This window comes from Fumia xinanensis (genome assembly GCF_014384905.1).
GTDB lineage: Bacteria > Bacillota > Clostridia > Oscillospirales > Ruminococcaceae > Fumia > Fumia xinanensis.
In genome coordinates this window covers 303,158-324,360 of sequence record NZ_JACRSV010000003.1, presented here as the reverse complement: position 1 = coordinate 324,360, position 21,203 = coordinate 303,158, and the positions used below count along the sequence as shown (strand labels likewise).

The 21,203-nt window shown below is 49.5% G+C and carries 15 protein-coding genes and 1 tRNA gene; 4 read left to right on the top strand and 12 right to left on the bottom strand.

Going from position 1 to position 21,203, the window contains the following annotated elements; translation table 11 throughout:
- On the bottom strand, nucleotides 1–6,220 hold a 6,220-nt coding region (locus H8710_RS11150), incomplete at its 3' end, for a discoidin domain-containing protein (RefSeq protein WP_249295702.1).
- A gap of 374 nt (nucleotides 6,221–6,594) precedes the next feature.
- Between H8710_RS11150 and H8710_RS11145 the strand changes: the two genes are divergently transcribed.
- On the top strand, nucleotides 6,595–7,401 hold the full coding sequence (locus H8710_RS11145; protein WP_249295700.1) for an AraC family transcriptional regulator: 807 nt from the start codon (nucleotides 6,595–6,597) through the stop codon (nucleotides 7,399–7,401).
- Nucleotides 7,402–7,435: 34 nt separating this feature from the next.
- Nucleotides 7,436–8,242: a helix-turn-helix domain-containing protein gene (locus tag H8710_RS11140; RefSeq protein ID WP_249295698.1), complete on the top strand. Its 807-nt coding sequence runs from the start codon at nucleotides 7,436–7,438 to the stop codon at nucleotides 8,240–8,242.
- A 125-nt stretch (nucleotides 8,243–8,367) separates the two neighbouring features.
- On the opposite strand, the gene H8710_RS11135 is transcribed toward H8710_RS11140, so the two are convergent.
- Together H8710_RS11135 and H8710_RS11130 are read right to left on the bottom strand one after the other, a co-directional pair.
- A tRNA-Met gene (locus H8710_RS11135) sits at nucleotides 8,368–8,443 on the bottom strand.
- A gap of 89 nt (nucleotides 8,444–8,532) precedes the next feature.
- Nucleotides 8,533–9,792 carry a sn-glycerol-1-phosphate dehydrogenase gene (locus tag H8710_RS11130; RefSeq protein ID WP_249295696.1) on the bottom strand — a complete coding sequence of 420 codons (1,260 nt, stop codon included), beginning with the start codon at nucleotides 9,790–9,792 and terminating at the stop codon, nucleotides 8,533–8,535.
- Between the two features lie 190 nt (nucleotides 9,793–9,982).
- Between H8710_RS11130 and H8710_RS11125 the strand changes: the two genes are divergently transcribed.
- Nucleotides 9,983–11,425, top strand: coding sequence for an FAD-dependent oxidoreductase (locus H8710_RS11125; RefSeq protein WP_249295694.1), 1,443 nt, complete (start codon nucleotides 9,983–9,985; stop codon nucleotides 11,423–11,425).
- Complete coding sequence (locus H8710_RS11120; RefSeq protein WP_249295692.1) at nucleotides 11,406–12,305, top strand: tocopherol cyclase family protein; 900 nt, start codon at nucleotides 11,406–11,408, stop codon at nucleotides 12,303–12,305. Before H8710_RS11125 ends, H8710_RS11120 begins: the two co-directional genes overlap by 20 nt.
- A gap of 45 nt (nucleotides 12,306–12,350) precedes the next feature.
- Here the strand turns inward: H8710_RS11120 and H8710_RS11115 are convergent, their stop codons facing one another.
- Genes H8710_RS11115 through H8710_RS11075 form a run of 9 tightly spaced genes read right to left on the bottom strand, consistent with a single transcriptional unit; the run spans nucleotide 12,351 to nucleotide 21,187 of the window.
- The gene (locus H8710_RS11115) at nucleotides 12,351–12,911 is read right to left on the bottom strand and encodes a P-loop nucleotide/nucleoside kinase family protein (RefSeq protein WP_249295690.1); all 561 of its coding nucleotides are present in this window, start codon (nucleotides 12,909–12,911) and stop codon (nucleotides 12,351–12,353) included.
- Nucleotides 12,912–12,919: 8 nt separating this feature from the next.
- The gene (locus H8710_RS11110) at nucleotides 12,920–14,101 is read right to left on the bottom strand and encodes an LL-diaminopimelate aminotransferase (protein WP_249295688.1); all 1,182 of its coding nucleotides are present in this window, start codon (nucleotides 14,099–14,101) and stop codon (nucleotides 12,920–12,922) included.
- A gap of 18 nt (nucleotides 14,102–14,119) precedes the next feature.
- Complete coding sequence (gene nadE, locus H8710_RS11105) at nucleotides 14,120–14,875, bottom strand: NAD(+) synthase (protein ID WP_249295685.1); 756 nt, start codon at nucleotides 14,873–14,875, stop codon at nucleotides 14,120–14,122.
- Nucleotides 14,859–16,478 carry a CTP synthase gene (pyrG, locus tag H8710_RS11100; protein WP_249295683.1) on the bottom strand — a complete coding sequence of 540 codons (1,620 nt, stop codon included), beginning with the start codon at nucleotides 16,476–16,478 and terminating at the stop codon, nucleotides 14,859–14,861. The genes nadE and pyrG overlap by 17 nt, the downstream gene beginning before the upstream one ends.
- Nucleotides 16,479–16,498: 20 nt before the next feature.
- Entirely contained in the window at nucleotides 16,499–17,338 is an 840-nt protein-coding gene (dapF, locus tag H8710_RS11095) for a diaminopimelate epimerase (protein ID WP_249295681.1), read from the bottom strand.
- 36 nt (nucleotides 17,339–17,374) lie between these two features.
- Nucleotides 17,375–18,469: a carbamoyl phosphate synthase small subunit gene (locus tag H8710_RS11090; RefSeq protein ID WP_249295674.1), complete on the bottom strand. Its 1,095-nt coding sequence runs from the start codon at nucleotides 18,467–18,469 to the stop codon at nucleotides 17,375–17,377.
- A gap of 22 nt (nucleotides 18,470–18,491) precedes the next feature.
- Nucleotides 18,492–19,061 carry an ANTAR domain-containing protein gene (locus tag H8710_RS13475; protein WP_249295672.1) on the bottom strand — a complete coding sequence of 190 codons (570 nt, stop codon included), beginning with the start codon at nucleotides 19,059–19,061 and terminating at the stop codon, nucleotides 18,492–18,494.
- Between the two features lie 21 nt (nucleotides 19,062–19,082).
- Nucleotides 19,083–20,408, bottom strand: a complete 1,326-nt coding sequence (locus tag H8710_RS11080; protein WP_249295670.1) for a glutamine synthetase family protein — start codon at nucleotides 20,406–20,408, stop codon at nucleotides 19,083–19,085.
- A 56-nt stretch (nucleotides 20,409–20,464) separates the two neighbouring features.
- Nucleotides 20,465–21,187 (bottom strand): GltB/FmdC/FwdC-like GXGXG domain-containing protein, encoded by a 723-nt coding sequence (locus tag H8710_RS11075; RefSeq protein WP_249295668.1) that lies wholly within the window; start codon nucleotides 21,185–21,187, stop codon nucleotides 20,465–20,467.
- Nucleotides 21,188–21,203 lie beyond the last annotated feature (16 nt).

Below are 21,203 nucleotides of genomic sequence, written 5' to 3'. Positions count from 1 at the left end.
TCTGCATCACGCCGCCTGCGTTCAGGAAGTACCAGGTGTTGCCCAGTTTGAGCCAGCCTGTCGCCATCACGCCGTCGGATTTCAGATAGTACCACTTGTTATCGACTTTCTGCCAACCGGTAGCCCGGATGCCGTCTGTGCCCAGGTAATACCACTTGCCGGACACTTTGGCCCAGCCGGTGACATACTCGCCGTCAGCGTCTTTCAGCTTGTAGCCATCGTCGGTCTCTTCCCAGGTGTATTTTTCGTCGCCGATGGGAGGAGTTTCGGGATCCGGTTTATCGTCGGGTTTCGGGGTGACACTTCCGCCTCCGCCGGAGCCAGAACCGCCGCCGATAGAGCCGTCAGAAGTACCTGTACCGACTTCGTTTTTAATCTTTTCCCCGGAAAAATCTCGAATGTGGGGTTTGGGAGTATAGGTGCCCTGCATCAGCTGGTAAGAATAATCATATAGAGCGCGCACCTGCGCATCCTCCGAAGCTGCGGCAACTCCCATAGCGCTGACGGCCTGATACCAGTTTCGGTAAGAACCGTCCCCATCCATTCCATTTTTCACAGCGCCATTTAAATAGTCGAGGAACTGATTATATCGGAAGGGATCTTCAAATGCTCTTCCATCAAATTCCAGTTCCAGGCCAATCTGCCCATAATTCGCATGGTATGCCACGTTATCGATGTATCCGTTGCCCACTTCTGAGGTACTGCCATCTTCCAGCGGCTCTCCGAAGAAGTGGTTGGGCTGGTAGGCAATTGCGTCAAACCCCACGTCTCTTCCCCACATATATCCATTTGCATAGTTGAAGGGAATCCAGAACATCTTATAGCCAAGCTCATGTACTTTGCGGGTGTTATAGAGGACTTGGGCAGGGGTAAAGCCCACCTGTTCGCTCAGCCAGTAGAAGCCGACAAAATCCACGTATTCATAGTTACCTTCCGCAAAGCGTGTCAGCACCTGATCATACCACCAATCACAGCAATCCTGCCATTCCGCTTTTACATCCGGATTGTAGTAATCGGGCATATCCATGTCATAATATTTTCCGTCGATTGGTCCAAATTTATGGTTGCGCCGGTCAATACCCGGAGACATGACCACCAGTTTGACTTTATAATTGGGGTCTCCCAGCTCTTTGGCCGCGATTTCAGCCGCTTTGTTCAGCTCGTCTACATCGCCGCCTTCCTTAAAGGTCTTGTCGAGATACCATTCCCAGTCTTCAAACTGAGGTGGCTCAGGACTTTCTGCGACATCTGCGTTATAGGCCCTGCCGTAACGTGAGGTCAGCGCCAGCAGGCACACTGCATCGAACATTTTGTCCTGTGCTTTGCCGTTGGTATCCAAATAGGTGAGATAGGGACGGTATTTCTGTGCATCCCAATCGCCGTTATGTTTTCCGCTTTCGTCGTCGAAACCATACCAGCCGTTGTAGCACAACACCATATCTTCGATATATGCTGTGTCCTCGCCCGGTTTTTGGTAATCGCGGCCGTTGTCCAGGTCTCGGCCGTTGTCCGCCGGCACTGCGCTTTCAATGATACCGTCGTAGCCGAATACTTCAATTTCATCCATCATATTGGTGTGGAGCATTTCTACGTCCAGACGGATGTAATTTGCGGCAACAGCCTGCACAGAGTCGTCTACTAAATCAGTAGGAGTGCCCTTTTCCGCCTTGCAGCGCCAGCCATATTGATAGTTTCCGCCAGCCCACATGTCTACGTTCCAGGTCCTGGAAAGGGGCACCCATGTTTTGCCGTCCATAGACGCATAGGTATATACAGCCCAGGGCTGGTAAGAAAACTCTTTAGCAAGCAGGTGCGTCCGCACACTGGTAACGGATTTAGTCCCCTGTAAATCGATTATTACGGACTGCAAAGATGCTTTAGTGGACGCATTATTTTCAACCAGTCTGTAGTTTTGCATAAAAGATACCCATGCCGGGTCACAAACATCTACAGTGCCCATAATGCCGTCTGTCATCTGTTTTCCGCCGATATCCGGTTCTGGAGACTCCTGGACGGGATTCATGGTATAGGGTTTGCCCAAAGCAACATTATAAAAACCCGCTTCATCCATTACTTCGCCGGCATTAGAGCATTTTCCCTTCTTTCCGATTACCTTGATTTCATCCAAATAAGCGTAAACCCCGTTTTGGGAAGGAGCGTCGAATGTCATCTTGACATAACGGGTATAAGCGGTTTCAGCGCCTTGGACGCTGGATCTAAAGCCATCTCTTTCGGCATTCCAGGTCATTTCCAGCTTTTGTGGGGAGCCGGTCAGTTCTGGAGCAGCTACATCAACGATTTTAGTCCAATCCTTACCGTTTTGGGAGGCCCAGAAACAAAGATTCTCTGGAGGTGTCAGATTGTTTGCCGGATCGCTCCGTGTGCTGAGGACAATTTCACTGATGGAGTTAGAGGTACCCATATCGAAAACGATTTCTAAGTGATTAAAGGAATCGTTGTCGTTATAGCGGAGAAATCCAGTCCAGTTCTTATCGTATTTGGTGCCGTTTTCGCCGTACAGGCCGTCGGTCAGCAGACCAGGAGTACTGCGGTAATCCGCAAAACGGGATGCGCTATACTGCCGGCCGCGAACCAAATTATAGGCGGGTCCTGCATCCGCATTGTTCTCATAATCGCCGCCGGGAATTTGTTTTTCATATACTGAAATTTCATCCAGCATTAGAAGGCCGTCCTGCTCAAAGGTGACGCGGACGTAGCGGCCGGTTGCCGCATTTTCCACCAGGTTCAACCGTTTAACGCCCTCGCCGCCGGACGAAACTTTTTCATCAGAAAACGTTTTCCAGCTGGCGTTGTCGGCAGAATACTCAACCTTTACGCCGGTGGGGTATTTGATGCTCAGCATACGGCTGGTGGATTTCAGCATACCGACCTGCACCTGTTCAAAGGTTTTTTCCTTACCCAAGTCCACTATTACGGAAAAATTCTCTCCATCACAGGTGTCATATCCAGACCACTGGTCGTCTTTATAAAGATAGGAGCCACGGGTACCGTTTGTCAGTTCATTTCCGGAATCAGGATATGTACTGTTGGATCCCCACGAAGTGACATAGGGCTGATTCAGTGCAAGGTTGTTGGTGTCCTGATAAAGTTCATCCGGTTTCCGTTCCGGGAAGACAGTCCGATTTTTAAGAATCTGAATTTCGTCCAGCAGCACTTTCTGATCTGCCGGGAAGGATACTTTTACATATTGTGCCTCAGCCTGCTCAAACGCATACTGAAAATTGTAGGTCATAGGCGCGTCAGAATCAATGGCCGGCAGGTTTTCAGAACCCAGTTCTTTCCAGGAAGAACCGTCAGCAGAACAGGATACTGCCACGTCGGAAGGCAGATAAACACCACTGCTTTTATCGTTCAAGAAACGAATATCCACCTGCTGAAAAGCTGTAATAGAGCCTAAGTTGATAGTAATTTCAGTATTTCTAGAGGCTTTTTTATAGCCGACCCAAGCAGAATTGGAGGCGTCCAGCGGTCCACTTCGTCCATCGGTCAGTTTTGTCAAGACAGAGCTGTCCGGATGCGCTTCATCCGCAACTGGGTCAGAGGTATAGGGTTTGCGAATCGCAATGTTGTTGTTCGCCTCATCGGGATTATCCAGAGACTTTGCGAGGATTTCCACTTCATCCACAAAGAACCAGCCGTTGGGATCTACTGTTACTTTGACATATCGGGCTGTCTCTGGTTTGTACATGGTAGTTTTATAGTTGTAGACAAAATTTTCTGTGGTACTGGCTCCGACTCCATCGGTAGAGACCAGTTTCCAGTTCTCCTTATCATTTGATGTGTAGACATATACAGCGGTGGGCAGCCAAATTGCCGCTCCAATATGCTGAAGAGTATTCAACCGCACTTCCTCAAAGGTTTTTGCCGCACCCAAGTCAAAGGTCATCGACACCTGCCCAACGTTGACGTATGCTGACCATGCTCCACTATAAAAGCTGGAATTGGCGATCTTTCCGTCAGTCAGTTCGGTGCCATTGGTGTCTGGGTAATTCTCATGAGCTGGAGAAGAGGTTTCGTAAGAAACACCTAACGCCAAATTGTTGTTGACCGGTTCGGCTCCCTCTTCTAAATAACCGGTAGGAGTATCGCCACTGGTTAGTTCCAGTGCTTCAATTTCGTCCAGGAACATCCAAGCTCCCTTGCCCTGCAGCTCAAAACGCAAACCAGCGGCAGTAATGGGCTGATCATCTAAAACGGCAAATACCAGATTGGCCCGGGAATCACTTGAGGTAGTTTCCCCTTCAAAAATGGTGACCCACTCCCCAGCGATTTCAGCCTGAATTTTCATCTGGTAGGGGGCGAAAATCGAAGGTCCTGCATCATTGAACGAACCGAGCTGAATTTCCCGGAAACTTTTATCTTCATCAAAAGTAAAAGTAATATCGATGGGTTTTTCGGCAATGTGGTAGCCTACATTGCTGCCGGCTCCCCAATCGCTGTTCTTTTGGCCATCGGTCAGCTTCTTACGAGCCTGATCAGGAAATCCATCATGGATATAGGCACCGTTTTCGACAGCGGTATCATCCGACCAGGACGTACGATAGGCAAGGCCGGACAATATATTTTTATTTTCTTTTACTTGAACCGTCAATACACAGACAGTGCTTTCTATCGAGTTTACCGCGCCGTCCTTGTTGTTTGTAACAACTACTTTATATCTGCCGCTGTCAGAAGCGGATGCAGAAACAATGGAAAAAGTATCGCTGTTTGTTCCAACTGCGGAACCATCTTTATACCACTGATAAGACAGCGTTCCGCCATCGGAAACGGCGGCCTCCACAGACAGAGTGACATTTTCTTTTTCCTGTACCTGTCTCACAGCGTCTAAATCAACGGCAATGACCGGCTTTTCGGCAATGGCGCCTTGTTTTATCACGTTGAGCTGACAAATCTTGCTCCTTGCTTCAGTGGTTTTACCATCCAAGGTATTTGTAACCTCTACGTAATAGGCCCCGCTATCCGATACTGCCGCGCTGTCAATCACAAGGCTGTTTTCGTCTGTACCGATTGGCGTTTGGTCTTTGTACCACTGATAGGAAAGGGTGCCGCCATCGGAAACAGAAGCCTCAACACTTAAGGTAACCGTGTCGCCTTCTGCCGCCGACATGGTGTCGGAAAAGTTTTCAACGACACTGGGCTTCTGGGGTCCTACGGCCTTAGGCTCATCGGATAAAACCCGAATTTCACCTACCAGCACCCAGTACTTCCCCGGAAATGTGAGACGGACATATTGGGCTTCCACTGCGTTGGATGAAATATGAGTGAAGTTAAAAAGGCCCCTGCCGGGTGTTTCAGAGGGCTTTTGTCCCGAAGCATACTGGGTAAACCGACTTCCATCTGTAGAATAGGAAAAGGAAACTGTATCCGGATACCCGATACCACCGCCCGGAACATCTCTTAAAAAGAGAGCCTCCACGCCGCGAAATTCCTGAACAGAGCCTAAATCGACGGTAATATTGACATCTCCATCGATACCGGAATACCCTACCCAGCCTCCATCATAACTGTCAGCGGGGGGAGAAATACCGTCGGTCAGTTCTCCGCCATTATCGGGAAAACTGCTGTGAGGCTGTGGATCAGAGACATAACTGGCCCCTTGCGCAATGTTATACTCCGGCAAAGCGATTTGTTTTCCCTGCAATACACGGATTTCTCCGATGAAAACCCAGCTGCTGGCCGGAAAACTCAAACGGACATACTGCGCTTCCAGATTTGCAGCCCCCTTATATGTATAGGTGTATGTGCTGTTTTCTGGAGCGTCAGAAGGGATTCTTCCCATATGAAACTCGCTAAATTCCTGACCGTCATCAGAACAGGAAAAGGTAAACGGCTGGGGATAATTGACTCCGCCCCCTGCAACGTCGTTTAAAAAAACCGCTTCCACGCCCTGAAACACTTGCCGGCTTCCCAAATCAATGGTAATGTCGACTGTCTCATAGCCGGAAAAGCCTACCCAGCGTCCATCCCAAAGGGTCGCGCTTCCGTAATCTCCGTCCGTGAGTTCCCCGCCGTTGTCGCTGTAAGACGGGTTCGGTTCAGCAGAGCTTTGGTACGTACATCCCAACGCAATATTTGTGTATTCCACCAACGCATCGCCACCGGAAGCAGCGCTGACAGGTATACTGCTCAATACACAGGCCATAGACAATATGGAACATAGACATGTCCTGAGCCGTTTTTTCCATCTCTTTTGGTTCATAATGCTCCTCCTCAAAAAACTTTCCATTCTACTGTTAACTGTCCGTTACATCTCTCCTATAATGAACACACAGCCTAAAACAAAATCTCCTTCCTGTATTTTAGTCAATTTTCTCATCAAAATGCTGATTTTCTTGTATGGTATAGTTATACTTTATTCGATTACTTCCATTGAAAAAAGTGGTTTATTTTAATTTTATAGTTTTATATTTACTAAAAATAAGGATATTTAATACACAAAATAAAAATACTAAGAACAGATATATTATAATAAATTTTAACTATATTTATATAATTTTTATTTAGTTTACATGTTTTCCTCCTTTTGCTATAATAAATGTAATTAAAACTTGTCCGAAACAAGGGGGAAAGGTCATGAGAGAAGATATCATCAGTCTGCCGCCTATGGATTCCGATCAGCCCTTTTATATCCCAGTGGTGGGAATTTCTTACTGTGACGGCAGTTATAAAATATCCCGCAAATGCTCTTATACCTGTTGTATTGAATATATTTTAAAAGGTACCGGTACACTTGAAATCGGCGGAAACACGTTTCATCCGTCTCAAGGAGACATCTATATTCTTCCGCTGCTTTCTGATCATGTATATTATGCGGATCCGGACGACCCTTGGGAAAAAATATGGATTGACACAAGAGGGATCCTTCCCTATGAATTGCTTCGTATTTACGATATTGAAAGCGTCTACCTAATCAAACAGCTAAACCTGTATCCACAATTTAAAGAAATTTTTGATATGGCCGGGAATAAAAAATTAGATCCGGTTTATATCAATCAGCAAACCGCGTTGATTTTTCATGACATTGTCCAGAAAATAGCATCACGCGTACATAAAGACCGCAATGAAATTTCTAATGAAGCCAAAGCCCTCAAGACCTATTTGGATCGAAATATTGAAAGCAATGTGAGCATCAAGGAACTATCTGCTCTTATTTATCGCTCCCCCTCACAAACGATTCGAATTTTCAAAAAAGCCTTTAGCTGTACCCCTTATGACTATGCTTTAAATTTAAAGGTTGAAGCGGCAAAGCTTTTTTTGAAAAATACATCACTGCAAATCAAGGAAATCGCATATCGACTGAATTTTTCAGATGAGCACTATTTTTCTAATGTATTTCGAAGCAAAACTGGGATGAGTCCTAAAAATTTCCGTAATATGTAGCTGCTAATCCTGCCGGAGGGAGGTTTGCTGAATCGTGAGAGAAGATATAATCAATTTGCCGCCTGCTGAAACAGAGCAGCCGCTATACATTCCCATGGTCGGAACTGCTTATTGGGACAAAAACGTCGTAGTGACAAGAAAATGCTTTTGGAGCTGCTGCATTGAATATATTGTGCAGGGCAGAGGAAAAATGGAAATCAATGGGCATACATTTTATCCATCTAAAGGGGATATTTGTATCTTTCCTCTTTTTTCGGATTACTCCTGCCGGGCAGACCAAAACGATCCGTGGGTGAGGATGTGGATAGATGTACGAGGTGTTCTATCAAACGAGCTTTTGAAACTATATGGTATCGAAAATGAATATGTAATTCAAAACCTGAATTTATCAGGGATTTTTAAAAGGGTATTTGACACCGCCTCAAATAAAGATCTGAGCCCCAGTGAAAGCAATTTACGCCTTACGCTTTATTTCTACGAAATCATTCAGAGAATTGCAATCCATGTACGAAAAAACCAGTCCGAAGTATCGGATGAAGCGAGGGCATTGAAGAATCATATTGACCGCAATGTAAATTGCAATATCAGCATTCATGAATTGTCAGCATTGATTTATCGTTCACCGTCCCAAACCATACGGATTTTTAAAAAAGCATTCCAGTGTACCCCCTATGACTACGCATCCAACTTGAAGATAGAGACAGCTAAATTGTACTTAAAAAACACCTCCCTAAAAATCAAAGAAATCGCTTATCAAGTCGGTTTTTCCGATGAGCATTATTTTTCCAACGTTTTTCGTGCTAAAACAGGTGTTAGCCCCAAAGAATTCCGCCACAGATAGCTTATAGTGAATTAAACTGCAAAGCCAGCCTGATAAAACTTTTCAGGCTGGCTTATTTTAACGAAAAAATCCACACAATTTTTACAATAAAAAAAGACCTGTAAACTTTTGTTTACAGGTCTCGATGGTTGCGGAGGCAGGACTTGAACCTACGACCTTCGGGTTATGAGCCCGACGAGCTACCAGCTGCTCCACTCCGCGATATTTGTGCCACAATCGGTGACAAATAGTATAATACCACATTGAAGAGCATTTGTCAAGACAAAATGTGCCAGTAAATAATGGAAACTTTATATTTTTATTTTTGACGGAACCATAATCATTCGAAGAACCCGCATAAAAGTAAGGCGATTGCGCACACAGGGAGAAAGCTGAATCAATTCTTCAGCCAAGTCTTCGGAGACGCCGATACTTTTTAAAGAGTCTACACATCCTAATTGTTGAAGCAGAATTAGGAGCTGTTGGGAATCGGGAATAGAGAAGAGTATCTCTCGGCATTGGCTCCAACGGCTTGTGAGCTTTAAAGGATCGACCGCCGCCAAGCAATCGTCGACATTTTCCTGTAAAATAAATTCCTGCAATTCAGGCGAAATATTTTTTAGGAAGCATCCTGATATCGGCGTGTATGGCAATACCAAAGGCGAAATATCCTCAATTTTGGCAATCGAACGGTAAACTTCTGCGCAAAGGCAGGTCCCCACCGCTACTTTTTCACCGTGCATTGCGTCGCTGTATACGGGAATTCCCATTTCTAAGGCATGGGAAATGTGATGCTCCGCGCCGGAAGCCGGTCTGGTATTTCCACACATTTGGATGGAAAGCCCCGACAGGAGCAACCCTTCCGTCAAGTCCCTAAAAGCATTGAGGGAACCGGTACGCAGCTGTAAACAGCTATTGCGGACGCGCTCCAGAGCCTGCCAAGTAAGGCTGTAGAGATAGGGACAGAAATATTCATTCGTAAGCAAGTGGGCTATTTTCCAATCCGCCAGACTGATGTATTTTCCCAGCATGTCACCCACGCCGGACAAAGTGTACCGCATGGGCGCGTCCCGTATGACGTTGAGGTCCGCCACAACCAACACAGGTGCCTTAGCGGGAAAAGTAGTCTTTTTCCCTTGAAAGGTCATGACAGCTGCACAGCTGCAAAATCCGTCCACAGACGCGGCCGTTGGACAAGACACAAAGGGAATTCCTCTTTGATAGGAAACATATCGGACAAGATCATGAATCGTTCCGCTTCCCACAGCCGCCATTACTCGTACATCGAGATGATGCTGCAAAAATTTAGTTAGTGTTTTGACGGCTTTCTCATCGGGATGAAGGTCTTGGGCACAAAGCACAATCTTATATTCCGAATCTGGGCGACAGTTCTTTACGGCCTCATAAGTATTTTCATCATAAACAGCAACCATCGGCCCTGAAAGCCCTATCTCTTCCGCATATTTCCGCAAGTTCTGAAGGCAATCGGGTTCGACTACGATTTTTTGGGTATCCATATGATGTTGTTTCTGACAGATACAATTGTGTTTTTCCAGCTGTGTGAATTCCATATTGATCACCTTAAAATACGATAATATAAATTATTTTAATTACTATTTGAATATATCACAATAAAATAAACTGTCAATAAAAAATTTAGGGGCGCAGATAATTTTTTTACTTTTTTGGAAACCTTTCTATTAAATCGCGCCTTTTGAGGAAAACTAGAATGGTATTGTATAAAGGAATGAGGAAATATTTATGGAATCGATTTGGAAAATGGACTTGGAGTGCGGTGAGCCAAAGCCTCTGCCGGATAAAGCAGATGTAATCGTCATCGGTGGGGGTATGACTGGTATATTGACCGCGTTTGTGCTCTCTCAGCAAAACGCAGACGTCATTCTCATCGATGGTGAACGAATTGCAGGCGGAATTACTCAGAATACCACTGCAAAAATCACCTCTCAACACGGGCTGATTTATGAAAAGCTCATAAAAGGTGCCGGCAAAGAACACGCTGAGATGTACGCCCGGGCCAATCAGCAGGCCATCGGACAGTATCGCTCGATGATCGAGCAGTTCAAAATCGACTGCGACTACAAAGAGCTGCCTCATTATGTCTATTCTCTGGAGAGCGAGGAACAAATCGTAAAGGAAGCCCTGGCGGCGCAAAAATTAGGCCTCCCTGCCTCCGCCGTTTCAGAAGTCACCCTTCCTTTTGCAGTGAAAGGTGCTGTCCGGTTCGAGGGACAGGCTCAGTTCCACCCGCTGAAATTTATCGAACCGCTGGCAAAAAAACTGACGATATTTGAGCAAACAAAAATACGGTCCGTCGAAGAAAGGCGGGTGAGCACCGAAAAAGGCACCGTTTCCGCCGACTACGTTGTGATGGCCGCCCATTACCCTTTTGTCAATTTCCCGGGATGGTATTTTCTGCGGCTGTACCAACAGCGGTCTTATGTTCTGGCGCTTCGGCACGCGGCAACCCTGGACGGCATGTACATCGACGCGAACTCCAGCGGGTATTCCTTCCGCAATCACGAGGATCTCCTATTGCTGGGAGGCCAGGGGCACCGCGCCGGAAAACATCCGGGGAACTGTTACCGCCATTTGGAGGAAGCGGCGGCAAAATTTTACCCCGAGAGCAGTATTGCCGCCCAGTGGTCGGCCCAGGACTGTATGAGCCTGGATGGGATTCCCTATATCGGCGCCTATTCCCGCTCTACGCCGAACCTGCTGGTGGCCACCGGCTACAACAAATGGGGAATGACCAGTTCTATGGCGGCGGCGCAGATCCTCACAGACCGCATTATGGGGAAACACAACGAGTACGCCAAAGCTTTTTCCCCTCACCGCTTTCACCCCAAACTGTCCATGGCGGAGCTCAGCTCCCACGCAAAGGAATCGGCGGTGGGACTTTCCAAAGGCTACTTCCACAGGCCTTTGCGGGAGCTTTCTTCCATCCCCAACGGCGGCGCGGGCGTCATCCGCTATCAAGGGAAACGGGTTGGAGCGTATAAAAATGACAAGGGAGAAGTTTTTCTGGTCTCGGCAAAATGTCCCCATCTGGGCTGCGAACTGAGTTGGAACGCCGACGAACTCACCTGGGATTGCCCCTGTCACGGCTCCCGTTTCGATTATCACGGAAACCTCATCGGGAATCCGGCGGAGGAGGGAATCAAGCTTGACAAACTTTCACGGTAACGGCAAAGCCCCGTTTTTTGAGGGCTGGTACTTCAAACTGCAAAACGGCGCTCAAACTTTAGCTTTGATTCCCGGCACCAGTACCGACGAGGATGGAAGTGAGTCGGCCTTTGTGCAGGCGATCACAGACACCGGCTCCTGCTGCTTTTATTTTCCCATGAGCCGGTGTGTTTTTCCACAAAAGCACCGTTTCTGCAAAATTGGGGACAATATTTTCGGCTCCAAAGGGATTCACCTGGAACTCGGAAACAACAAAGTGAAAATCCAAGGGACGATCCGGTTCGGGGAATTTACAACGCCTGCTTATCCGGCGATGGGGCCATTTTCCGTCCTTCCCTTTATGCAGTGTAACCACGGGGTCGTCAGCCTGCGCCATTCCCTTCAGGGAATCATCCAAATTAACGGCAGGACTCTGGATTTTTTGGGCGGCACCGGCTATATCGAAAAGGACTGGGGAAGTTCCTTTCCAAAAGAGTACCTGTGGGTCCACTCCAACCATTTTCTAAACGCCGCCGCTTCCATTATGGTGTCGGTAGCGGATATTCCGTTTCTGGGGTTTCATTTTTATGGGTGCATCGGCATGGTGTATTTAAATGGGAGGGAGTACCGGATGGCCACCTATACCGGCGTGAAAATCCTCCGGTGCGGCTCTCACGGCGTCACGCTGAAACAGGGAAAACACCTGCTGCGTATCGACGTTTTTTCCCAGAGCGCCCACCCTCTTTTTTCTCCCCAACAGGGAAAAATGTCCGGCACCATCCACGAAAGTCCCTCCTGTAGGGCGAGATTCCGGTTTTACGAATCCGGCCGGCTGCTGCTGGACGAAGTGAGCACACAAACCGGATTCGAATTCGTCACAGAGGAAAAAAACTCTGAATAAACGAAAAAACCGCCGGTTAATGCCGACGGTTTTTTCGTTATTCAGCTATTTTAGCGTATCGATAAAATCTTTCAAAGGTTTCTGATAGGAGTTCTCTGTGGAATTGTCGATGATGCAAAGGCCCGTTAGCGGCGGCGGGGCAAAATTCACCGCCGCCACATATTCCTCCCAGTGGCTGAGCTTCCAGGTGTCCCGCTCGGAGTTTCGGGCAATCATCCGCTGCCGGCACACCTCGATATCGGTATGCACCCAAAGTACTGACAGCTTTGCGTCCATACCGTCTAATTTTTTCCGGAGATTCATCAGATATTGCTCATCCCTCAGTTCCCGGGTGAAAGGGGCGTTGATGAGCACAAAGCGGGAAAACTCCAGCGCCTCAAACGCCACGTCCATGACGGCGAGATACTCGTAGTTTCGGACATGCTCTTCAAAAAAATCTGAGCTCCGGTCAAAGGGCTGCCGGGCAACCTGGAAGATTTGCTTTGACAGGGGAATGAGGGCGTCTTTGTCCAAATAGACGCACTCTCCGAGCATTTTGGCCAGCTGTTTTGCCACAAAGGTCTTGCCGCTGGCGGGTGGGGAAGTAATCAGGATAAAGTGCTTCATACACCCTCCTATTTGAGATAGTCTGTGAGCCGGTTCATCGCTTCGGCGGTGTCCTGCCGGTCCCCGAAGGCGGTGAGACGGAAATAGCCTTTTCCGTTTTCACCGAAGCCCTCTCCCGGCGTGCCCACCACATTCAGCTCATTTAAAAGCAGGTCAAAAAACTCCCAGGACCCCATCCCATTTGGGCACTGCATCCAAATGTAGGGGGAGTTTTCTCCGCCGGTAAACCAAAGCCCAGTTTCCTTCATAGCGCCCGTCATGATTCTCGCGTTATCGGCGTAATACTGGAGGTTTTCCCTGATCTGCTTCTGTCCGACTTCCGAAAAGGCCGCAGCCGCCGCCCTCTGGATGACGTAGGGCACTCCGTTGAACTTGGTGGTTTGGCGTCGAAGCCAAAGTTTGTTGAGCTTCACTCCGTCAAACTCTAATGCCTCAGGCACGATGGTGTAACCGCATCGGGTTCCGGTAAAGCCCGCTGTTTTGGACAGGGAGCAAAATTCAATGGCGCAGCGCTTCGCCCCATCGATTTCATAGATACTGCGGGGGAGCGCGGAGTCTTTGACAAACGCCTCGTAGGCCGCGTCAAAGAGGATAAGGGCGTTCCGGGATAGGGCGTAATCTACCCACTTTTGCAGCTGTTCTTTGCTGTATACGGCCCCCGTCGGATTGTTTGGGGAGCAAAGGTAGATAATATCCGCCTCCACCCTATCATCCGGCAGGGGGAGAAAGCCGTTTTCCCGGTTGGCGTCCATGTAAACGATTTTTCGCCCCGCCATGAGGTTTGTATCCACATAGACGGGATATACCGGATTGGGGATCAGCACCGTGTTGTCGGCGGACAGAATGTCCAGGATATTCCCCACATCGCTTTTGGCTCCGTCGCTGATGAAAATTTCATGTTCATCCAGTTTGATGTTCCGGCTGAAATAGTAGTGCTGTACCGCTTCCTTTAAAAAAGGATAGCCCTGCTCCGGCCCGTAGCCGTGGAAGGATTCTTTCCGCCCCATTTCCGCCGCCGCGTCCCGCATGGCAGTGACAACGGCAGGACATAGGGGCAGCGTCACGTCGCCAATGCCCATGCGGATGATTTTTTTCTGGGGATTCGCCTTTTGATAGGCGGCGACTTTATGGGCAATGGTGGAAAACAGATAGCTTTCTTCCAGCTTTAGATAGTTTTCGTTGATTTTCATAACAGGATTCTCCTCGGTCTATTTCTGATTGGGCCGTTTCCCCGTGTCGTAAAAAACAGCGGGGGCAAAGTATTTGTGGGTGACCTTGCGGTGAATGGCCTCAATTTTCTCAATGGTTTGTGGGTCGCCTTTCCCTTCCAGCAGATATCCGTCCAGATCCTTGTAGGTGATTCCCATCTCTTTTTCGTCGGTCTGCCCGTCGTAAAGGCCGGCGGAGGGCGCCTTTCTGCGGATGTTTTCAGGCGCTTCCAGATAATCCAGGAATTCGTAGATTTCCGTCACCGTCAGGTCGGCGATGGGGTTAAAATCATAGGCTCCGTCCCCCCATTTGGTAAAATACCCCACGTATTCCTCACTGCGGTTGCCGGTTCCCGCCACCAAATAGCCCTTCGTGTGCGCCAAAGTGTATAAAGTTGTCATCCGAAGCCGGGGGGCGATGTTGGCCGAGGCCCCATCTGTAATACAATCCACTTTGGAAACCGCCTCGACGAAAATTTCTTTCACCGCGGTCAAATCCACCGTCACTGTCTCGATGCCGAACTGGCGGGCAACAGCCTGCCCGTCCTCCATGTCCTCTCCAAAATTTCGCTTTGACTGGCATGGCATCATGACACCCAAAACCTGTTCAGTGGCCTTCCGGCAGAGGATACCCACCAAGGCGCTGTCCTTACCCCCGCTGTTTCCGTAAATGACGCCTTTGGCTCCCGATTGATAGAGCTGTTCCTTGATAAACGACACCCGGTCTTTTAATTCCCGCTCATAGTTTCTCCCCATCCTGTTCGCTCCTTTTCAGTGCCGCTTTGATAAACTCCCGGAACAGGGGATGTGCCCTGTTGGGACGGCTTTTAAATTCAGGGTGGAACTGGACGCCCACAAAAAAGGGATGCTCCTTTACTTCCACCGCTTCCACAAGCCGCCCGTCCGGGGAAGTTCCCGCCACGGTGAGGCCGTTTTCTATCAATTCTTCCCGGAAAATGTTGTTAAATTCATACCGATGGCGATGGCGTTCAAAAATTTCTTGTTGCCCGTAGGCCTCATTCAGCTTGGTTTCCGCTTGGATGACGCAGGGATAGGCACCCAGCCGCATGGTACCGCCCTTGGGGAGATTTCCCTGCTGATCCGGCATCAGATCGATGACCGAATGAGGTCCTTCCGCAAACTCGGAAGAATTGGCGTCCTCATAACCCAAAACGTGGCGGGCGTACTCAATGACGGCGATCTGCATACCGAGGCAGATTCCAAAGTAAGGGATTTTGTGAAGCCGGGCCGCCTCCGCCGCCGCGATCATCCCCTCGATGCCCCGGTCGCCGAATCCGCCGGGTACGATGACACCGTCGTACGCTTGGAGGATTTCCACCGCATTCTGGCGATTCAGTTTTTCGGAGTCCACCCAGTCGATACACACCTTGGCTTTATTTTCGTACCCGCCGTGGCAGAGGGCTTCCGCCACCGAAAGATAGGCGTCGTGAAGCTGGACGTATTTTCCCACCAGCGCGATTTTTACCGGCTTTGTACAATGTTCGATACGTCGGAGCATCTCCGACCACTCGCTTAAATCGAAGTCGCGGACCGAGATGCCCAGCTCCCGGCAGACCACCTGCGCCAATCCGTTTGACTCGAGCATGATGGGAGCCTGGTAAAGCACCGGTAATGTCACATTTTCGATAACACAGTCGGGCTTTACGTTGCAGAACAGGGCGATTTTCTGCCGGATACTCTGAGAAATAGGCTCGTCGCTGCGGGTGACAATGATGTCCGGCATAATGCCGAAGCTCTGAAGCTCTTTGACCGAGTGCTGGGTGGGTTTTGACTTGTGCTCTCCGGAACTTTTGATGTAGGGGACCAACGTCACGTGGATAAAAAGGCAGTTTTGTTTTCCCACCTCGTGGGATACCTGCCGGATGGCCTCCAAAAAGGGCTGGCTCTCGATGTCTCCGGTGGTGCCGCCGATTTCGGTGAGAATCACATCGGCGTCGGTCTGCTTGCCGACCGTGTAGATAAACGCCTTGATTTCATTGGTGATGTGGGGGATGACCTGCACCGTTTCCCCCAGGTATTCCCCGTTTCGCTCCTTCTGAAGGACGTTCCAGTAAACCTTGCCGGTAGTCAGGTTGGAAAACTGGTTTAAATCCTCATCGATGAACCGCTCGTAATGGCCCAAGTCGAGGTCGGTCTCCGCCCCATCCTCAGTGACAAATACCTCGCCATGCTGATAAGGGCTCATGGTGCCGGGGTCCACGTTGATGTAAGGGTCCAGCTTCTGAGCCGCCACTTTAAGCCCTCTCGCTTTTAAAAGCCGCCCCAAAGAGGCTGCCGTAATCCCTTTTCCCAAACCGGAAACAACGCCGCCGGTCACAAAAATATATTTCTTGTCCATATGCTTGCATCCTTTCCAGCTCAAAGTTCAACGGTTCCCTCAAACACCTTGACGGCGGCGCCGGTCATCCAGACGGTCTCGCCCACGTCGCGGATAATCAAATCCCCGCCGTTCAAATGAACGGTTACATCGGCCCCTTCGTCACAATAACCGTTCAGCACTGCCGCCACCACTGCGGCACAGGCCCCCGTCCCGCAGGCCCAGGTTTCTCCGCTGCCCCGTTCCCAGACCCGCATCCGCAGCTCATTGCGTCGGATGACATGGATGAACTCTGTATTAATCCGCTCGGGGAACATGGAATGATTTTCAAATTGGGGGCCAATTGTTACGATGGGAAGGCTTTCCACCTCATTTAAAAACACGACGCAGTGGGGGTTGCCCATGGAAACACAGGTGACACGATACTCTTGACCGTTTACTTTGAGCGGATGGTCGAGGACCGTGTCCAGGTTGAAAAGGGTGGGAATCTCACTGGCTCCTAATATGGGGGAGCCCATATCCACCGTGACCGAAAGCACCTGGCTGCCCGATGTTGTGAGAATCAGCCGCTTGATTCCGCTCAGAGTCTCGATCCACATGTCCTTTTTTGGCACCGCACCGCTCTCATACAGGTATTTTCCCACGCATCGGATGGCGTTTCCGCACATTTTTCCTTCGCTGCCGTCGGCGTTGAACATCCGCATTTTGGCATCCGCCGTTTCCGACGGGCAGATGAGGACAATCCCGTCCCCGCCGATACCGAAGTGCCGGTCGGAAAGCTTCCGGCTCCATTTTTCCGGCTGGGGCAGCTCCTCTTCCAGACAATCGAAGTAAATATAATCGTTGCCGCAGCCCTGCATTTTCACAAAAGACCGTTTCATCGCAAAAATCCTTCCATTTATTGTATTCCGCCTGTATCAAAGCGCCTTTCGAAAAGAGTTTTCGTCCATCAGCTGCAAAAACCGGTCAAACAGGAACATCGTGTCCTGAGGGCCAGCCGCCGCCTCCGGGTGGAACTGGACCGAAAAAGCCGGTATATCCCGATAGGAAATTCCCTCGCAGGTGCCGTCGTTGGCATTTTCAAAGGCAATCCGAATATGAGGGGGCAGATTCTTACCAGATACAGCATAGCCGTGGTTTTGGCTTGTGATGTACACCCGTCTGGTTTTGAGGTCGATGACGGGCTGATTGGCGCCCCTGTGGCCGTACTTGAGCTTAAAGGTCTTCCCCCCCTGAGAGAGGGCCAAAAGCTGGTGCCCAAGGCAAATGCCAAAAATGGGCATCCGCGCTTCACAGAGTTTCTGGATTTCTTTGATAATTCCCACATTTTCCGCCGGGTCCCCTGGGCCGTTTGAAAGCATGACGCCGTCGGGCTGCAGCGCAAGAATGTCCGCCGCCGTTGTTTTTCCAGGAACCGTGATGACAGTACAACCGCGCCTGAGCAGCTGACGCTTGATATTCTGCTTGGCCCCGAAATCCCAGAGCACCACCCGGTACTGTTCCTTTTCCGCTTTCTCCTCGGAAATTTGCTCACAGCTGACCGCATTGACCGCATCGACAATGCGATAGTCACGGATCGCTTCCACCCATTTGTCTTTTTCTTCCAAGCTGTCCGCAATGCGGGCGTTCATCACGCCGCTTTCCCGGATAACCTTGGTCAGTTCCCGGGTGTCGATGCCATAGATGCCGATGATCCCCTGCTCTTTAAAAAAGGTGTCAAGACTGCCCTCGCTACGGTAGTTGGAGGGTTCCTGGCACCATTCTCTGACAATATAAGCTTTGATGCTGACCTTTGTGCTTTCAAAATCCGAGGGGATGACTCCGTAGTTTCCGATCAGCGGAAAAGTCTGCACCACGATTTGTCCATAATAGCTGGGGTCGGTGAGAGTCTCCAGATATCCGCACATGCCGGTGGTAAAGACGATCTCTCCGGTAACTTCGCCGGAAAGGCCAAAGCGTTTGCCCTCAAATACCCTTCCATTTTCCAGAATCAAATAAACCGTCTTTCCCATTGGAGACGCTCCTTTCTATCCCTTAGCTTTCATAGGTCTGCAAAATCCCCTGTGCCACTTCCCTCCGGGTCATTCTCAGATCCATGGCCTGTTTTTCGATGTGGCGATGAGCTTGGGCTTCTGTCATACCCAAATACTCAATAAGGGCGCACTTTGCCCGATCCACCAATCTTATTTCTTCTATTTTCTTTTGTAAGCGGACATTCTCATTTTTGAGTCCCAGTATCCTTCTGCGGGAAGCGGAAATCAGCTTTATGGCCTGATAGAACATGGCTGTATTCATGGGCTTTTCCACCACGAAAACCCCAAAATCCTCCACCTTGCTGAACACGTCGTCCGCCCGGTCCACTTTCACCAGCATCAACACGCCGCAGGAGGTGGTTTCGGAGAGGTTGACCGCCAGTTCTGCCCCGAATTCGTCGGGAAGGGGGGTGTTGATGATGACGATGTCATATCCGTCGTCCAGCATCATCCGCCGTGCCTCGCTTCCGCTCATTGCCGCGACGATGCGGGAATACCGGTTCATCTGGAGCATTTTTGTCAGATGCTCCGTCGCTTTGGGGGTGCTGGAAACGATAAGAACCTTTTCCACTTCTGTCACCGCCTCCGCTACTTATATCTGCCCAAAATACAATTGATTTTCCGCCTCGTGAGAATCGGGGGAACCGTTTACCTCTTCCCATTCCCTCTGTTTTGCCGCAAGAAATTTCTCTATGACATCCGTGGGAAGCACTTCCTTTAAAAATTCGCTCCGCCTCGCCGCTCCCACCGCTTCACCCAGGGTTTTGGGCAGGCTTTGGAGTCCCGTCGTGTCCACACTGGCATCCATTAGGTTGAGCTCTGTAGGTTTTGGAAGTTTCATTTCCTTCTCAATTCCCTCCAGCCCCGCGGCAATCAGCAGCGCAAAAGCGTAATAGGGGTTGCAGGCCCCGTCGGGGGATCTAAGCTCCATCCGACACCGCTCAGAGTCATAGGATGCCAGAGGGATGCGAATGAGCTGTGACCGGTTTCCCTTGGACCAAGTGATATACCGGGGTGCTTTGCATTTTCCCAAACGCTCATAAGAATTGGTGAGGGGATTTAAAAAAGCAGTGCACTCGCTGACGCGGTTTAGAATCCCGGCGATAAACCCCTCCGCCTCGGAGGGGACACCCCGCAGCAAATCCTGAAAAACATTACGCCCGTTTTTATAAAGGGACAGGTTCACGTGGAGCCCGCTTCCGCTTTGGTTTGCGATGGGCTTAGGCATAAAGGATGCATATAGCCCGCTCCGCCCCGCGATGGTGCGCACCACTGACTGGTAAGTGATAAAATCGTCCGCCGCCGTCAGCGCGCCGCTGTATCGAAAGTCTATTTCGTTCTGCCCGGGGCCCTGCTCGTGGTGGGAACTCTCTGCCGTGATACCCATTTCCTCCAAGGTCAGGCAGATTTCTCGCCGCACGTTTTCCCCTTTATCCAAAGGCGCGATGTCGCAGTAGCCTGCCCGGTCAAAAGGAACATGGGTAGGTTCGCCTTTATCGTCCTCCAAGAATAGATAAAATTCGCTCTCAGCGCCGACTTTGCAAGCAAGGCCCTTTTGGGAGCACTTTTCCACCACCCGACGCAGAATCTGCCGCCCGTCGCCTATAAAAGATGTCCCGTCGGGGTTTTTGATGTCGCAGAAAAATCGAACCACTCGCCCCTGGGAAGGCCGCCACGGCAATACCGAAAGGGTTGCTGGGTCGGGTACTAAAAACAGATCGGACTGGTCGACTGAAAAAAAGCCGTCAATAGCAGAAGCGTCGAAGGAAACGCCCTTATCAAAAGCCCGGCGCAGCTCACTGGGGGTGATAGACACATTTTTCTGTCTGCCGAAAATGTCGCAGAATGCTAAGCGTATAAACTTTACATCATTTTCCTCGACAAATTCTAGAACTTCTGACATGGTGTAGTCTCCCATAAAATTGCCTCCTTACGCAAAATAGCGGTATATACTTATAAGCTATTATACACCAACTAATTCTGAGTATAAAGCTGTTTATATGGATTTTTTGTATTGGCGGTCAGGACAAAAAAGTGATTTTTGAGGATTTTCTTTTTGTCCAACTGGAACTCCTTGCAAAATTCGCTCAAATCACTGTCTATCTCCTCCATATCCTCCGCTGTAGCGTCCCGAGCGGACACCTGGGCCGGAAGATCCTGCGGAAGGGTATCACACCGCAAATAAATTTTTCCGCCGTGCATCCCGGTGCCGCAAAAATATCCCACCGGCGGCTTTCCGCCGCTGTTCAAGCCCAAAACCACAATATTTCCACCCGCCTGGTACTCGCCAAGAAAGCTCCCCGCAGCGCCGCCGATGATAATAGTAGGCTTGTGCTCTTCGTAGGCTTTGATATGGATGCCGGTCCGGTAGCCGGTGTCCCCCTTGACAAAAATCTTACCGCCCCGCATGGCATAGCCTGTGGCGTCGCCGGAGGAACCGTGGACGTAGATGGCGCCGCCGTTCATAGTGTCGCCCGTGGCATCCTGGACATTTCCAGTGGTTCGAATGACGCTTCCATTCAAATAAGCGCCCAAAGCGTTGCCGGGAATCCCTTCAATTACGATTTCCTTGCCGTTCAAACCGCTGCCGATGTATCTCTGGCCGACACAGCTTTTGATACGGATTTTTGTATCTTTTGTATTGCGAATTTTTTCATTCAAATCCCTAAAATGCATATCGTCTGCAACAATATTCATCGTTTGAGCCCCCTTT

Bases quoted from the DNA above. Each gene is read 5' to 3' on its own strand.
- dapF (WP_249295681.1), bottom strand. From the start codon at position 17,338: ATGAAACGGTCTTTTGTGAAAATGCAGGGCTGCGGCAACGATTATATT.
- H8710_RS11115 (WP_249295690.1), bottom strand. From the start codon at position 12,911: ATGAAGCACTTTATCCTGATTACTTCCCCACCCGCCAGCGGCAAGACC.
- H8710_RS11075 (WP_249295668.1), bottom strand. From the start codon at position 21,187: ATGAATATTGTTGCAGACGATATGCATTTTAGGGATTTGAATGAAAAA.
- H8710_RS11145 (WP_249295700.1), top strand. From the start codon at position 6,595: ATGAGAGAAGATATCATCAGTCTGCCGCCTATGGATTCCGATCAGCCC.
- H8710_RS11130 (WP_249295696.1), bottom strand. From the start codon at position 9,792: ATGGAATTCACACAGCTGGAAAAACACAATTGTATCTGTCAGAAACAA.
- pyrG (WP_249295683.1), bottom strand. From the start codon at position 16,478: ATGGACAAGAAATATATTTTTGTGACCGGCGGCGTTGTTTCCGGTTTG.
- H8710_RS11110 (WP_249295688.1), bottom strand. From the start codon at position 14,101: ATGAAAATCAACGAAAACTATCTAAAGCTGGAAGAAAGCTATCTGTTT.
- nadE (WP_249295685.1), bottom strand. From the start codon at position 14,875: ATGGGGAGAAACTATGAGCGGGAATTAAAAGACCGGGTGTCGTTTATC.
- H8710_RS11125 (WP_249295694.1), top strand. From the start codon at position 9,983: ATGGAATCGATTTGGAAAATGGACTTGGAGTGCGGTGAGCCAAAGCCT.
- H8710_RS11090 (WP_249295674.1), bottom strand. From the start codon at position 18,469: ATGGGAAAGACGGTTTATTTGATTCTGGAAAATGGAAGGGTATTTGAG.
- H8710_RS11080 (WP_249295670.1), bottom strand. From the start codon at position 20,408: ATGGGAGACTACACCATGTCAGAAGTTCTAGAATTTGTCGAGGAAAAT.